The 13,725-nt window shown below is 69.7% G+C and carries 16 protein-coding genes; 10 read left to right on the forward strand and 6 right to left on the reverse strand.

Annotated elements, in window-relative coordinates; all coding sequences use genetic code 11:
- Positions 1-112 precede the first annotated feature (112 nt).
- Positions 113-436, forward strand: a complete 324-nt coding sequence (locus Q4I23_RS23595) for a rhodanese-like domain-containing protein (protein ID WP_454016265.1) — start codon at positions 113-115, stop codon at positions 434-436.
- Between the two features lie 10 nt (positions 437-446).
- On the opposite strand, the gene Q4I23_RS23600 is transcribed toward Q4I23_RS23595, so the two are convergent.
- Entirely contained in the window at positions 447-797 is a 351-nt protein-coding gene (locus Q4I23_RS23600; RefSeq protein ID WP_498527827.1) for an ArsR/SmtB family transcription factor, read from the reverse strand.
- 185 nt (positions 798-982) lie between these two features.
- Here Q4I23_RS23600 and Q4I23_RS23605 point away from each other — a divergent pair, with 185 nt between their 5' ends.
- The 5 genes from Q4I23_RS23605 (at position 983) to Q4I23_RS23625 (ending at position 3,782) form a co-directional block, all read left to right on the forward strand.
- Entirely contained in the window at positions 983-1,354 is a 372-nt protein-coding gene (locus tag Q4I23_RS23605) for a cytochrome c maturation protein CcmE (RefSeq protein ID WP_498527828.1), read from the forward strand.
- A gap of 92 nt (positions 1,355-1,446) precedes the next feature.
- The gene (locus Q4I23_RS23610; RefSeq protein ID WP_454016262.1) at positions 1,447-1,995 is read left to right on the forward strand and encodes a sigma-70 family RNA polymerase sigma factor; all 549 of its coding nucleotides are present in this window, start codon (positions 1,447-1,449) and stop codon (positions 1,993-1,995) included.
- 3 nt (positions 1,996-1,998) lie between these two features.
- Positions 1,999-2,817 (forward strand): anti-sigma factor family protein, encoded by an 819-nt coding sequence (locus tag Q4I23_RS23615; RefSeq protein WP_498527829.1) that lies wholly within the window; start codon positions 1,999-2,001, stop codon positions 2,815-2,817.
- A gap of 59 nt (positions 2,818-2,876) precedes the next feature.
- Complete coding sequence (locus Q4I23_RS23620) at positions 2,877-3,212, forward strand: hypothetical protein (RefSeq protein WP_237907451.1); 336 nt, start codon at positions 2,877-2,879, stop codon at positions 3,210-3,212.
- 138 nt (positions 3,213-3,350) lie between these two features.
- A complete protein-coding gene (locus Q4I23_RS23625; RefSeq protein WP_498527830.1) occupies positions 3,351-3,782 on the forward strand; it encodes a hypothetical protein in 432 nt (143 codons plus the stop codon).
- A 240-nt stretch (positions 3,783-4,022) separates the two neighbouring features.
- Here Q4I23_RS23625 and Q4I23_RS23630 read toward each other — a convergent pair whose 3' ends face one another.
- The gene (locus Q4I23_RS23630) at positions 4,023-4,328 is read right to left on the reverse strand and encodes a hypothetical protein (RefSeq protein ID WP_498527831.1); all 306 of its coding nucleotides are present in this window, start codon (positions 4,326-4,328) and stop codon (positions 4,023-4,025) included.
- A 217-nt stretch (positions 4,329-4,545) separates the two neighbouring features.
- Between Q4I23_RS23630 and Q4I23_RS23635 the strand changes: the two genes are divergently transcribed.
- The gene (locus tag Q4I23_RS23635; RefSeq protein ID WP_498527832.1) at positions 4,546-5,253 is read left to right on the forward strand and encodes an extensin-like domain-containing protein; all 708 of its coding nucleotides are present in this window, start codon (positions 4,546-4,548) and stop codon (positions 5,251-5,253) included.
- A 15-nt stretch (positions 5,254-5,268) separates the two neighbouring features.
- Here Q4I23_RS23635 and Q4I23_RS23640 read toward each other — a convergent pair whose 3' ends face one another.
- A complete protein-coding gene (locus Q4I23_RS23640) occupies positions 5,269-6,309 on the reverse strand; it encodes an MBL fold metallo-hydrolase (protein ID WP_498527833.1) in 1,041 nt (346 codons plus the stop codon).
- Positions 6,310-6,521: 212 nt separating this feature from the next.
- Between Q4I23_RS23640 and Q4I23_RS23645 the strand changes: the two genes are divergently transcribed.
- Entirely contained in the window at positions 6,522-6,710 is a 189-nt protein-coding gene (locus Q4I23_RS23645; protein ID WP_149163922.1) for a hypothetical protein, read from the forward strand.
- 47 nt (positions 6,711-6,757) lie between these two features.
- On the opposite strand, the gene putA is transcribed toward Q4I23_RS23645, so the two are convergent.
- Complete coding sequence (gene putA / locus Q4I23_RS23650; RefSeq protein ID WP_498527834.1) at positions 6,758-10,486, reverse strand: trifunctional transcriptional regulator/proline dehydrogenase/L-glutamate gamma-semialdehyde dehydrogenase; 3,729 nt, start codon at positions 10,484-10,486, stop codon at positions 6,758-6,760.
- Between the two features lie 69 nt (positions 10,487-10,555).
- A complete protein-coding gene (gene proC, locus Q4I23_RS23655; RefSeq protein ID WP_498527835.1) occupies positions 10,556-11,440 on the reverse strand; it encodes a pyrroline-5-carboxylate reductase in 885 nt (294 codons plus the stop codon).
- 168 nt (positions 11,441-11,608) lie between these two features.
- On the opposite strand from proC, the gene Q4I23_RS23660 reads away from it, so the two are divergent.
- Positions 11,609-12,070, forward strand: a complete 462-nt coding sequence (locus tag Q4I23_RS23660; protein ID WP_014242014.1) for an Lrp/AsnC ligand binding domain-containing protein — start codon at positions 11,609-11,611, stop codon at positions 12,068-12,070.
- A 24-nt stretch (positions 12,071-12,094) separates the two neighbouring features.
- Here the strand turns inward: Q4I23_RS23660 and Q4I23_RS23665 are convergent, their stop codons facing one another.
- Positions 12,095-12,241 carry a hypothetical protein gene (locus Q4I23_RS23665; protein WP_498527836.1) on the reverse strand — a complete coding sequence of 49 codons (147 nt, stop codon included), beginning with the start codon at positions 12,239-12,241 and terminating at the stop codon, positions 12,095-12,097.
- A 429-nt stretch (positions 12,242-12,670) separates the two neighbouring features.
- Here Q4I23_RS23665 and Q4I23_RS23670 point away from each other — a divergent pair.
- On the forward strand, positions 12,671-13,725 hold a 1,055-nt coding region (locus Q4I23_RS23670), incomplete at its 3' end, for a carbohydrate-binding domain-containing protein (protein WP_498527837.1).

Genomic DNA, 13,725 nt, shown 5'->3' on the forward strand with positions numbered 1-13,725 from the left:
GTTATAGTCTCGTGGGCTCGGAGATGTGTATAAGAGACAGCCTCGACATCCAGGGATGACCATGCTCAAGACCCTCCTTTCCCGTCTCGGCCTCAACCGGAGCGCAAACGTTATGAGCGACCAGATCAAGACCGTCGATGCGGCCACCGTCATGGGCTGGATGAAGGACGGCTCGGCGGTGATCGTCGATGTCCGCGAGCCGCACGAACATCGCGCCGGCCACATCCCCGGCGCCACGCTGGTGCCGCTGTCGCAGTTCGACCCGGCCCGCGTGCCGGACGCGACGGGCAAGCATCTGGTCTTCCATTGCCAGAGCGGGCGGCGCTGCGGCCCGGCGTCGGCCAGGATGGCGGCCGGCGGCTACACCGGGGGTATTTACCGACTGAACGGCGGCCTGGCCGCCTGGATGGCCGCGTCCGGCCCGATCGAGCGCTGAGAGGAGGATTTCAGGGTATCGGGTCCGCGTCGGCCACGCAGCGTGCGCCGACGCAGAACTGGCGGTACAGCTCCAGCAGGATCGGGCGCACCCGGTCCGACCCGATGCGGTAGTGGATCGACGTGCCGTCCCGCCGGGTGGCGACCAGCCCCTCGTCCCGCAGCTTGGCAAGGTGCTGGGACAGGTTCGACTGTGACAGGCCGAGCCGCCGCGCGAGGTCGCCCACCGGCATCTCCCCGTCCAGCAGGCTGCACAGGATCATCAGCCGGTGGCGGCTGGCGATGGAGCGCAGGAAGGCTTCCGCCTCGGCGGCCCGCTCTTCCAGTTCGGCGGGGTCGAGCGGCGGCTCGATGGATGGCATGGGCCACGTCCACCCTTTAAATGAGGTTTCTCTAATTTATAGGCAGCCCCCCGCCGATCAAGCGGATTGTGACCGGCCTTCCTGAACCGCGGTTGAACGCCCCGTTCAGGCGAGGCTCAGACGCGCCTTGTCATGATCACTCCTGTTCGGGCGGACCTCCCGCCCCTTGCGATGGAGACAGGATCATGCACCGTTCCACCACCCTCCCTGTTCTGGCCGCGGCCTTCGCCGCCCTTCTGCTGTCCGGCTCCGCCGACGCGGGCGAGCGGGACCGCGCGGTTCAGCCCTCCTCACCGCAGCCGGTCGCCGACGCGCTGCGGACCGGTGGCGGTACCGTCTCCGGAACGGTCGCCGCGGTGGGCGCGAATTGGATGACCATCCAGGATGACAGCGCACGGACCGATGTCACGGTGCGCGGCTTCCTGCCGGACGGCATTGCACAAGGCGCGCCCATCACCGTCACCGGGCGTGTCCGCAAGGGCGGGCTGATGGCCAGCGAGATCATCCTCGCCGATGGCTCCCTGCACCGGCCATCCCGCGACCACGACGACGATTGACTGCGGAAAGCGTCCCGCCCCGGGATTAAAAGGTCCTCCCGAAACGAAAACGGAGCAGGAAATCGGGAAAATCCAGTCCACGGGGTGGAGACGTGACGTTCAGCCTGCGCGATCAACTGTCGAATCAACTGCGCTCCCTGCGCCGCTACGCCCTCGCGCTGGCGCGCAACCGCGACGATGCGGAGGATCTCGTGCAGGAGACGTTGGTGCGCGCCATTTCCGGCTCCCGGACCTTCCGGCCGAACGGCGACCTGCGCTCCTGGCTGTTCGGCATCCTGCACAACGTCCACGTCAACGGGGTGCGGCGGGAGCAGGTGCGGGCGCGCGGCGCCTCGACCATCGAGGCCATGACCCACGGGCAGATGCCGCCCAACCAGCCGGACCATGTCGAGCTGATGCGGACCATCGAGGCCTTCGCCACCCTTCCCGACGAGCAGCGCCGCGTCCTCACCCTCGTCGCCGTGGAGGGGATGAGCTACCAGGAGGCCGCCCGCCAGCTGGACATTCCGCTCGGCACGCTGATGTCGCGTCTGGCCCGCGGACGGGAGGCGCTGCGTGTGGAGATGGGCCACCGGGAGATGGGCCGCCGGGAGATGGACCAGCGCGACCGCGCCCAGACCGCGCTGCGGGCGGTGAGGTGAGCCATGGGTGGTGATCCCATCAGCCTCAACCAGGACGCCGACCTGCATCTCTACATGGACGGCGAGATGGAGCCGGCCCGCCGCGCCGCCTTCGAGGCGCGGCTCGCCGCCAACCCGGCCCTGGCCGCCAAGCTGCACGAGTACCGGCACCAGCAGGAGATGCTGAAGCTCGGCCTCGACATGATGGCCAGCGTTTCGGTGCAGGAGACCGAAACGCTGGCCGGGCGCCTGCGCTGGCGCCTGGACATGGACCGCTTCTCCCGGCGGGTCGCCCCGCTGGCCGCCGCGATGCTGCTGGTCATGGGGGGATGGAGCCTGACCATGTGGGTGCAGTCGGGCGGGGCCGCCGGGCCGCAGCTGGCCGGCGAGGTCGACGACGTCCCGGCCTTCGCCGACGAGGCGGCGGACGCGCATTCCAAGGCCGTCGCGCTCAACACGCTGCAGCCGGCCCCGCCCCAGACGAACGTCATACCGGTCCCGGTTCAGACCGCCCAGGTGCCGCTGCCGGAGGGCCGCGGCATGACGGTGGCGCTTCCCGCCATCGGTCCGGAACTGACCCTGATCCGGGCCAGCATCGTGCCATGGAACCATGGCACCGCTCTCCAGTTTCTCTACAGGGAGCCGGACGGCGAGTTGCTGACGCTGTTCGTCGCCTCCGGCGGTCCGGCGCAGGACGGCACGCTGCACACCGTCGTGCAGGACAGCCTGCGGCTCGTCTATTGGCGGGCCGGGCTGGTCGCCTACACCGTCACCGGCAACAAAGCCGACGGCGATCTGCTGACCGTCGCCAAGAAGATGGCGGACAGCATCCGCCGATCCTGACACCGCGCCGCCCTGAAACCTTATCGGGCGGAGCCCCACCAAGCCTGTGGAGCCCAGCCATGAGCCTGTACACCGATCCGGACGAGCGGAACGGCCATCCGCTGGACATGATCGAAACCTTCGTCGCCCGCGAGCATTGGGAACCGATCCTGCGGCAGGCCGCCTTCAACGGCATGGTGCTGGGCGCGGTAACCCTGTTCCTGGGGCTGGACGCGCTGCCCGGCCTCGCGATCATCCACTTCATCACCTTCGCGTCGGGCATGGCCCAGGGCTTCCTGGCGCTGCGCCTGGAGGAGAGCGGACAGGACGAGGCCGCCGTCGCCGTGGGGCGCCGCTCCATGGCCGCCTTCACGCTGGCCTCGGTCACGCTGCTGCTTATGCCCTTCGCGGCCTGATCCGCGCAGAAGTCACGCGCTTGACCGGCCGTTCCGTGTCATGGTCCCCGTTCCGCCGGGGACCTCCCCCGGCCGGGGGTTTCAAGACGGGGACTGGAACAGCCGATGCGGGGCAGGCAGACACGCTCCGGGAGCCGGATGCAGATCCGTGCGCCCTATCTCGACCCGGTGCGTGTGGGGGAGACCTCGGGGAATCTGCGCTGCCGCTGCTGCGGGCGGCCCGACGGGGTGGTCGTGCGCTGTCTGCCCGACGGACGCTGGTACGACGGGGCGGATGAGACGTGGCGCGACGGTCGCGGGCGCCGGGTGCCCTGGCCGGAGGCCACCGTATACGCTGCCACCACCGACATCCTGGTCAGCGTCGAGGCGCTGCGCATCACCCGCTCCGCGGTCGAGCGGGTCCGCCTGCTGTGCAACCGCTGCCGCCGACTGGAGGGCGCCGTCCATGGCCGCGCCCGTGCCCGGATCAGCATCCTGCTGCGCCGGGCCATCGGCGACCTGTTCCTTGGCCGCTACGACGATCCCGCCGTTCTCACGGCGTTGGTCGACCTCTATCGCAAGGACGGCTGAGCGACGATCCGCGCCTCAGCCGGCGGTGTCCTCGGCCGTCCCGCCGTCGAGCCGTGCCGCCAGCTGTGCAACCGCTGCCGCCGGCTGGAGGGCGCCGTCCATGGCCGCGCCCGTGCCCGGATCAGCATCCTGCTGCGCCGGGCCATCGGCGACCTGTTCCTTGGCCGCTACGACGATCCCGCCGTTCTCACGGCGTTGGTCGACCTCTATCGCAAGGACGGCTGAGCGACGATCCGCGCCTCAGCCGGCGGTGTCCTCGGCCATCCCGCCGTCGAGCCGTGCCGCCAGCTCCCGACGCGCCAGCAGTTCCGGCGCCACCGACGCCGCAGGAACCGTGGCGGGCAGACGACCGTAGGCGCCAATGCCGAAGGCCCCGGCGTCGCCGACGATCCACTCCTCGGCGGGTGGGGACGGCGGGGGCGTTTCGATCTTCCGGAACAGCGCCGCGGCAGAGGCCAGCGCGGAGGAAGCGGTGAGCGGGATCGTGGAATTCGCGCGTTCGGTCCGGCCCTGCATGGCCAGGACTTCATCGTGTGCATCGGACATGGGCCTCTCCCTCACCGCGTGACGAAGGGTAACGCTGGAACTGTGGCATGGAAGTCACGCTCCGTCCAATTGCACGAACGGATGAACCGCCGCTTGGACAACAGTCCGCCCCTACCGCCGGTTCATAAGCAATTAGGGGGAATAGGTTCCGGGGAAGCCGCGCGACGATCCCGGCTGTTCACCCTGTGGCACGGCAACGGGGAGTGACGGCAGACGCATGGGACGGTTCTTCCGCTGGACGGCGACCCTGCTGCTTCTGGCCGCCTTGGGCGGGGCGGCGATGGTGGGAACGGGCGCGGTCGCGGTTCCGCCCCGCTACGACCCCTGGGCGCCGCTGGACATCGGGGACGTGCCGAACCTGCTGACCCGCCTCAAGCTGTCCCGGCTGGACGGTGCGCCCCGGCAGTGCCACGCCATTCTGGGCGCAACGGACTTGCGTTTCAGTCCGGTGACCGACCGCCAGGCGGAGGATGGCTGCGGCCTGACCGACGCGGTGCGGGTCAGCCGCTCGGCGGTGGCCTTCAACGGCGGCTTCACGGTCACCTGCCCGCTCGCCGCCGCCTGGATGCTGTTCGAGACGCACACGCTCCAGCCCGCGGCGCAGCGGCATTTCGGCCAGCGGGTGACGCGGGTGCGGCATCTGGGAAGCTACGCCTGCCGCAACGTCTACGGCCGGGCGGAGGGGCGACGCAGCGAGCACGCCACCGCCAACGCCCTCGACATCGCCGGCTTCACGCTGGCCGACGGCACCACGATCGCCCTGCCCGGCGACTGGAGTCCGGCAGATGGGCGTAAAGGCGCCTTCCTGCGCGAGGTGCGCGACGGTGCCTGCGAGGTGTTCCGCGCGGTGCTGGGCCCCGACTACAACGAGGCCCACCGCGACCACTTCCACCTCGACATGGGAGCCTACCGCGTCTGCCGGTGAGCCGACGCCGCCGGATCAGGCGCTGTGGTAGGCCAGCACGCCGTCGGCGCGCGTCTCGATGCGCAGCTCGCCGCGCCCGACCATGTGGTTGAGGTGGGCCAGCGCCTCGCCGAAGGCGAAGCTCAGCTGGTGCGAATCCAGCGCCCGGCGGAACAGCACCGGAACCAGCTCCTTGCAGCTCAGCGGCTTGGCGCGGCAGGCCTCGGCGATCTGCGTGCAGCGGTCGGCGTGGTGGGCCTCCAGCGCGCGGGTGCGGTGGGCCAGCCCGTAGAAGGGCAGCCTGTGCCCGGACAGGACCAGAGCGTCCGCCGCCACCTCCTCGCGGATCGCGGCCAGCGACGACAGGTAGAGCCCCAGCGGGTCGGCCTTGGGCTGCATCGCCGAGACGCTGACGTTGGGGGAGATGCGCGCGATGACCTGATCGGCGGCGAGGAACAGCCGGTCGGCGGCGCAATAGAGCATCGCCTGCTCCGGCGAATGGCCGCCGCCGGTCAGGATGCGCCAGTCGCGCCCGCCCAGCCGCAGGGTCTGGCCGGGAATCATCCGCTCGAAGCCGGGGGCCAGCCCGGTCGTGCGGTTCAGGTAGCTGAGGCCGCGGCCGAGCATCTGCTGGATCTCGTCGGGCGACAGGCCGCCGGATTGGTAGAACGTCTCCTGCGCCTCCAGCGCCTGGGGGTCGCGGCCCTGCTGCAGCAGCTTGGCGTAGAAATACTCGCTCTGCGTCATGTGCAGCGGTGGGGCGAAACGCTCGTGCAGCCAGCCGGCCAGACCGACATGGTCGGGGTGGAAGTGGCTGACCACCAGCCGGACGATCGGCTTGCCGCCCAGCGGGCCGCGCAGCAGACGGTCCCAGCAGTCGCGGCTGACGTCGTCGCCCAGCCCGGTGTCGAACAGCGCCCAGCCGTCCCCTTCCTCGAAGAGGTAGAGATTGACGTGGTCCAGTGCGTAGGGCAGCGGCAGGCGCAGCCACAGCACACCCGGCGCCACCTCCCGGACCGTTCCATTATCCGGTGCTTCGGAAAACGGATGGCGGATGAGTTCGGCGTCGTCTTTCACCCTGATGATCCTCCTTGCGCTGCGGTGCCCACGGGTATCCTGGCTACCCGTTGGTTCGCGTCCGGTCAACTATCCGCAGATAGAACATTCCGACCATTGACGCACCTCGTGTTTCGTTTCACACCCGCTCCGCCGCGGGAGCATCAAGGGATTCGCGACGAATGCGCCGCGCACCGGTTAACGAAAGGGCATTGCCAAAGGAGAATACCCGGATGACCACCGCAACGTTCAGGATCATCCGCCACGCCGACGGGCCGGTTTTCTTTGATGACCGGACGATCACACTCGCGGAGGCGCAGATCATCGTCAACGACGCCATCGCACGGGGCGATCTGGAGGTCGGGTCCTTCCTGCGAATCGATGACGAGGAGCTGGTGATCGAACGGGAGGTTGCGGGGTAGACGGCGCACCGCCCACCCCGATCCGTTCGAAGCCGTCAGCTCCCAGGTCAGCTCATGGCGACGAGGCTGGCGTTGCCGCCCGCCGCCGCGGTGTTGACGCTGATCGACCGCTCGTTCAGCAGCAGGTCGAGGTCGTAGCCCTCGCCCCGTCCCGCCGCCAGCGCCTCGGCGGTCGCCGCCTGCACCAGCAGGATCGGGCCGGGAAGCTCCGCGACGCGCCGGTTGATGGCGGTCACGCGCTCGCGGTCGCCTTCCACCAGAACCGCGGCGAGCGGCCCGACGTCGCGCCAATCCGCCGTGGTCCGCACCCGCGCGGCCAGCGCCGGCGGCAGGCCGCGCAGCAGCTCGCCAAGCTCCGGCGGGGCGTCCACCGCAGCGCTGTTGCCCGTCGCCAGGACCGCGCCGAGTTGGAGCAGCAGACCCGTCCGCGTCTGAGGCAGCAGCAGGACGCGGCCCCGCCCATGCAGTTCATAGAGGTTGCGCTCGCCCACTGGGCCGTTCAGTTCGGCACCGCCGCCGATGGCGCTGCGCGCCGCATAGCCGGCGCAGCGCGACGCCTCCGCCGTGAAGCCCTTGGCGCGCAGCCACTCGCCGTAGGCCAGCCCCGCCGCGCGCGCCGCGTCCGGGCCGCGGAACTCCAGCCAGCCCTTGGGGCGGCGGCTGAGCAGGCGGGAGAGGTAGAGCGGGCCGCCCGCCTTGGGACCGGTGCCCGACAGGCCGTGGCCGCCGAAGGGCTGCACCCCGACCACCGCGCCGATGGTGTTGCGGTTGACGTAGACATTGCCCGCGCCGATCCGTTCGGTCACCCGCTCGACGGTGGCGTCGATGCGGGTGTGCAGGCCGAAGGTCAGGCCGTAGCCGGTGGCATTGATGGAGTCGACCAGGGCGTCCAGATCGTCGCGGCGGAAGCGGACGACGTGCAGGACCGGGCCGAAGACCTCCCGCTCAAGCTCGTCGATCCCGCCGATCTCGATCACCGTCGGGGCGATGAAGGTGCCGTCCGCCGTCTCGGCGGGCAGCGGCAGGAACTCCACATTGCGGCCCTTGGCGCGCATCGCCTCGATGTGGGCGGCGATGGTGGCGCGGGCCTCCTCGCTGACGACCGGACCGACATCGACCGCCAGCCGGTCCGGGTTGCCGATGCGCAGCTCCCGCATGGCGCCCTTCAGCATGGCGAGCGTGCGGTCGGCAACGTCCTCCTGCAGGCAGAGGATGCGCAGGGCGGAGCAGCGCTGCCCGGCGCTGTCGAAGGCGGACGCGATCACGTCGCCGACCACCTGCTCGGCCAGGGCTGAACTGTCCACGATCATGGCGTTCTGACCGCCGGTCTCGGCGATCAGCGGGATCGGCGCGCCGTCTGGGAGCAGGCGCCCGGCGAGCTGGCGCTGGATCAGCCGCGCCACCTCGGTGGAGCCGGTGAACATCACGCCGCGCACCGCCTCATTCCCGACCAGGGCGGCGCCGACCTCCCCCGCGCCGGGCAGAAGCTGGAGCGCCCCGGCGGGGACCCCGGCCGCGTGCAGGATGCGCACCGCCTCGGCGGCGACCAGCGGGGTTTCCTCGGCCGGCTTCGCCAGAACCGGGTTGCCGGCGGCCAACGCCGCGGCGATCTGGCCGGAGAAGATGGCGAGCGGGAAGTTCCACGGGCTGATGCAGACCACCGGCCCCAGCGGGCGGTGGGTGGCGTTGTCGAAACGGTCGCGCACCTGCGCCCCGTAATAGCGCAGGAAGTCGATGGCCTCCCGCACCTCGGCGATGGCGTTGGGCAGCGACTTGCCGGCCTCGCGGACGATCAGGCCGAGCAGGGTCGGCATCCGCTCCTGCATCGTGTCGGCGGCACGGAACAGGCAAGCGGCGCGCTCCTCCGGCGGGGTGGCGGCCCAGGCGGGCGCCGCCGCGACGGCGTGGCCGAAGGCCTCCGCCACCAGGGCCTCGCTCGCCTCGGTCACCGTGCCCACCACGTCGCGGCGGTCGGCGGGGTTGCGCACCGGCTGGGCCTGCCCCGCCCGCTCGCCGTCCGCCAGCAGCGGCGCAGCGGTCCAGGTCATTTCGGCGCTGGCCGACAGGGCGGCGGACAGGCGGGCCAGCTCCGTCTCGTCGGACAGGTCGATGCCGGCGGAATTGGCCCGCTCCGGCGCGTAGAGGTTCCGCGGCAGGGCGATCAGCGCGTGCGGCGCGCCCAGCGGGGCGATGGCCCTGGCGACCGCCACCGGATCGGCCACCAACTCGTCGACCGGGACCGCCGGGTCGGCGATGCGGTTGACGAAGGAGCTGTTGGCCCCGTTCTCCAGCAGGCGGCGGACCAGATAGGCCAGCAGCGTCTCGTGCGTGCCGACCGGCGCGTAGATGCGGCAGGGCCGCTTCAGCGGTCCGACGACCTCCTTGTAGAGCGGCTCGCCCATGCCGTGCAGGCACTGGAACTCGTACTTGCCGACCTGGAAGTCGCTGCCGGCCATCTCGTAGATGGTGGCGAGCGTCTGGGCGTTGTGGGTGGCGAACTGCGGGAACACCGCCTCCGGAGCGGCGAGCAGCTTGCGGGCGCAGGCGACGTAGGAGACGTCGGTGTAAACCTTGCGCGTGTAGACCGGGAAGTCGGGCAGCCCGTCGAGCTGGGCGCGCTTGATCTCGCTGTCCCAATAGGCGCCCTTGACCAGACGGATCATCAGCCGGTGGCCGCTGCGCTGCGCCAGATCGACCAGGAAGTCGATGACGTAGGGGCAGCGCTTGCCGTAGGCCTGGACGACGAAGCCGATGCCGCTCCAGCCCGCCAGATCCGGGTCGAAGCACAGCGATTCCATCAGGTCGAGCGACAGCTCCAGCCGGTCGGCCTCCTCGGCGTCGATGTTCAGGCCGATGTCGTAGCCCTTGGCGAGCAGCGCCAGCGCCTTGACGCGCGGCAGCAGTTCCTCCATCACCCGGTCGGCCTGGGCGCGGGAATAGCGCGGGTGGATCGCCGACAGCTTGATCGAGATACCCGGCCCCTCATAGACGCCCCGCCCCGCCGACGCCTTGCCGATGGCGTGGATGGCATTCTCGTAGTCGGCGTAGTAGCGCACGGCGTCCTCCGCCGTCAGCGCCGCCTCGCCCAGCATGTCGTAGGAGTAGCGGAAACCTTCGGCCTCCATCGGACGGGCGTTTGTCAGCGCCTCCTGGATGGTCTGGCCGGTGACGAACTGCTCGCCCATCATGCGCATGGCGAAATCGACGCCACGGCGGATCAACGGCTCGCCGCCGCGCGCGATCAGGCGCGTCAGGGCGGAGGACAGCGCCTGCTCGCCGCCCGCCGAGGTCAGCTTGCCGGTGATCAGCAGGCCCCAGGTGGCGGCGTTGACGAACATCGAGCCGCCCTTGCCGAGATGCGCCTGCCAGTCGCCACCGGCGATCTTGTCGCGGATCAGCGCGTCGCGCGTCGCATGGTCGGGGATGCGCAGCAGCGCCTCCGCCAGACACATCAGCGCCATGCCCTCCTGGCTGGACAGGCTGTATTCGTGGATCAGCCCCTCCACGCCGCGGCCCCGCGGCTTGGCGCGCAGGGCGGTGATCAGCTTGCGGGCGGTGGCTGCCGCCGCGGTGATGACACCGGGGGGAAGGGCCGCCTGCTCGAACAGGAAGGGCAGGCATTCCGGCTCGGGCCGGCGGTAGGCGGCGGTGATCGCGGCGCGCAGCTCGGTCGCCGGACGGATGGGCCGGGCGAAGTCCGCGAAGGGCGCCGCGCGGCCGGAGGCGGCGGACGGGGAAACGGTCCGGGTGTCGATCGGGTTGGTCATGCTGTTCATCGGTGTCGTCCGCTCGAATCCGCAGGCCGGGGGCGAGCCGGTCCCTGATGGTGAAATGGGGTGTGCTTCTCAGGCTTTCGGGCCGGTTCCGCCCAGTTCGGCAGCGCGTTGGGCCGCCGCGCGCAGGGTCGCGTTCAACAGACTCTGGAGGTGGTCATCGGCCATCAGCTTGGAAAGGCCGGCCGCCGTGGTTCCGCCGGGGGAGGTCACGCCGGCGCGAAGCTCGGCCGCCGGCTGGCCGGTGGCGCCCATCAGCGCCCCCGCCCCCTCGACCGTGGCGCGGGCCAGCCGTTCCGACACGTCGGCGGGCAGCCCCACCTCCACCCCGGCGCGGGTCAGGCACTCCACGAGATAGAAGACATAGGCGGGGCCGGAGCCGGACAGCGCCGTGGCGGCGTCGACCAGTGCCTCGTCGGTCAACCACTCCAGGCTCCCGACGGCGGTCAGCAGGGAGGCGGCGCGCGCCTTCCGATCAGCCGGACAGCCCGCCTCGGCCACCGCGACGGTGGCGCCGCGCCCGACCGCCGCCGGAAGGTTCGGCATCGCCCGCACCACGCTGCCCGCCGCCGGGAACAGGCGGCGCAGATCGGCCAGCGTCTTGCCCGCCATGATCGACAGCACCAGCGTGTGCGCCGCCAGCGTCGCCTGCACGCCCGCTGCGGCGCTCTCCACCATCTGCGGCTTGACCGCGACCACCAGGGTATCGACTGGAGCGGTATCGACCGCGGCGCCGTCCGCCGGATTCAAGCGGACGCCGGTCCGCGCGGCCAGTTCGACCAGATCCGGCGCGGGGCTGGGGTCGGTAACCGAAATGGCGGAGGCCGGCACGCCCTGCGCCAGCCAGCCGCGCAGCATGGCGCCGCCCATGCGTCCGGCACCCAGCAGAAGGATCGTGCCGCCGCCCGGCGCCGATCCGGCGCCATCCGCGGCATTGGGGCCAATGTCGAAGGTCACGGTGTCTCTCACCCGATCCAATTCGTCTTCTCAAGGCCGCCGTGTTCGCTTTGTTTTGCTTGTTCCACTGCGGCATCCGCAGACTATCGCGGAGTTCACCGTGCCTCCATGGTTGTTTTCGCCATCAGACCGCGATAACAACGGCTGAGGACGGTATGGAGCGCGAAAATGACGGAGCTTGATCGGACCGACCGGCGCATCCTGGCGATTTTGCAGATGGACGGACGGATTTCCGCCGTGGATCTGGCGGAGCGGGTCGGCCTGTCGCCCACAACCGCCGGCGAGCGGATGCGGCGTTTGCTGAAGGACGGCTATGTGACGGGGTTCACGGCGCGGCTCGATCCGCACCGGTTGGGATTCGGGCTGATGGTGTTCGTCGAGGTGTTGCTCGACAAGACGACGCCCGACGTGTTCGACCGCTTCGCCCAGGCCATCCGACACGCGCCGGAGGTTCTGGAATGCCACATGGTGGCCGGCGGATTCGATTATCTGGTGAAGACGCGGGTGGCCGACATGGCGGCCTACCGGCGGTTCCTGGGGGATGTGCTGCTGTCGCTGCCCGGCGTCCGGGAAACCCGAACCTACGCGGTGATGGAGGAGGTCAAGAACGACGGCCCCCTCCCCCTCTGACTCCTGAGCATGTAAGACGCCCGGTCACGACACCCGGACGGGAGCCACCGGGCGGCGGGCCGGAAGAATGACCCGCACCGTGGCGTGCAGCGTGGCCAAGCCCAGGACCGACAGCGCCGTCAGGAAGCCGGTCAGCAGAAGCGCCAGCACCAGAAAGACCATCGTCTCCATGTCATACCTCCTTGCATTGCATGGAGGGAGGCTACGCCCGGACCGGCTCAGACGGATTGACCCGAGTCAATGGATGGCCTGATTTCGGAACCATCCCCTTTATTGTCCGCATCGCCGCCATCGCTGGCTGCGCAGCGCTCATCCCGGCATCGCCGCTGCGATGGGTGTCGACAAGGCGTTTCCCGCCGGTTGTGACGCCGAATCACCTCGCCACCGGGGCGGATCGGCCTCACTGTGACCGGGATATCACGCATTTGAGATTTATTATCCTAAAATCGTCCCATTTAAGGCCACAGCGAAGTGGCTAGTCTTAAGGGGTAAGCCAAAAGGCGCAAGCGCTAACCGAAAGGATGGGGACGCACCGACCGCGTGCCTGCCCCGCCGGCCACCAACCGCGGTGGCATCCCCACAAGGAAGAGAGTGCAGACCATGGACGATCTGGGTATCGACCTCCACCACCAGGATCTGACCGACCACACCAACTATGCTGGTGATCTCGGTGCCGACACGGCGCATCTGACCATCCGCGAGACCCCTGTGTCCACCGCCGATGCCTACGCGACGCCGACCTCCCTCCTCCAGGCGCAGGCCCTCCAGGCCGTGCAGCCGCTGGCCCTGGCCGATGCCTCCGCGACCGCCGACAACGCCACGAAGATCGTCATCAACGCCGCCGGCAACGTGGCGGGCGGCGTCGCCCCGCACTTCAAGGTGATGGTGGACGGCAAGGTCATCGGCGAAGGTTCCGCCGGCACCGACGCCAAGGACTTCACCTTCAACGCCAACGTCACGGCGGATCAGGCCCACAAGATCCAGATCCAGTACGACAACGACGGCATGGCGAACGGCCAGGACCGCAACCTGATCGTCAACAAGATCACCATCAACGGCCACGCGCTCGACGCGGCCGACCCGTCGGTGACCTACGACAAGGGCGCGCTGGACGGCAAGGACGTGGTCAAGGGCCAGTCCGGCATGTGGTGGAACGGCACTCTGGTCGTCGCCGCGCCGAAGGACTTCTTCCCCGCCGCGACCGCCGAAGCGGTGACAGGCGCCACGAAGATCGTCGTCAACGCCGCCGGCAACGTGGCGGGCGGCGTCGCCCCGCACTTCAAGGTGATGGTGGATGGCAAGGTCATCGGTGAGGGTTCCGCCGGCACCGCCGCCAAGGACTTCACCTTCAACGCGAACATCGCCGCCGGTCAGGCCCACAAGGTCCAGATCCAGTACGACAACGATGGCTTCGTAAACGGTCAGGACCGCAACCTGATCGTCAACAAGATCACCATCAACGGCAACGCCGTCAATCCGACCGACGCCTCCGTCACCTATGACAAGGGCGCGCTGGACGGCAAGGACGTGGTGAAGGGCCAGTCCGGCATGTGGTGGGACGGCACGCTGGTCGTCGCCGCGCCGAAGGAGTTCTTCCCCTCCTCGACCACGACACCTGTCTCTTATACACATCTCCGAGCCCACGAGACTATAAC

The organism is Azospirillum sp. UFLA03-27 (assembly GCF_059803775.1).

Excerpts from the sequence above, each read along its gene's own strand:
- Q4I23_RS23665 (WP_498527836.1), bottom strand. The coding sequence starts at position 12,241 with ATGGAGACGATGGTCTTTCTGGTGCTGGCGCTTCTGCTGACCGGCTTC.
- Q4I23_RS23615 (WP_498527829.1), top strand. The coding sequence starts at position 1,999 with ATGGGTGGTGATCCCATCAGCCTCAACCAGGACGCCGACCTGCATCTC.
- Q4I23_RS23635 (WP_498527832.1), top strand. The coding sequence starts at position 4,546 with ATGGGACGGTTCTTCCGCTGGACGGCGACCCTGCTGCTTCTGGCCGCC.
- putA (WP_498527834.1), bottom strand. The coding sequence starts at position 10,486 with ATGAACAGCATGACCAACCCGATCGACACCCGGACCGTTTCCCCGTCC.
- Q4I23_RS23660 (WP_014242014.1), top strand. The coding sequence starts at position 11,609 with ATGACGGAGCTTGATCGGACCGACCGGCGCATCCTGGCGATTTTGCAG.
- Q4I23_RS23625 (WP_498527830.1), top strand. The coding sequence starts at position 3,351 with ATGCAGATCCGTGCGCCCTATCTCGACCCGGTGCGTGTGGGGGAGACC.
- Q4I23_RS23605 (WP_498527828.1), top strand. The coding sequence starts at position 983 with ATGCACCGTTCCACCACCCTCCCTGTTCTGGCCGCGGCCTTCGCCGCC.
- Q4I23_RS23620 (WP_237907451.1), top strand. The coding sequence starts at position 2,877 with ATGAGCCTGTACACCGATCCGGACGAGCGGAACGGCCATCCGCTGGAC.
- Q4I23_RS23630 (WP_498527831.1), bottom strand. The coding sequence starts at position 4,328 with ATGTCCGATGCACACGATGAAGTCCTGGCCATGCAGGGCCGGACCGAA.
- Q4I23_RS23600 (WP_498527827.1), bottom strand. The coding sequence starts at position 797 with ATGCCATCCATCGAGCCGCCGCTCGACCCCGCCGAACTGGAAGAGCGG.
- Q4I23_RS23645 (WP_149163922.1), top strand. The coding sequence starts at position 6,522 with ATGACCACCGCAACGTTCAGGATCATCCGCCACGCCGACGGGCCGGTT.
- Q4I23_RS23595 (WP_454016265.1), top strand. The coding sequence starts at position 113 with ATGAGCGACCAGATCAAGACCGTCGATGCGGCCACCGTCATGGGCTGG.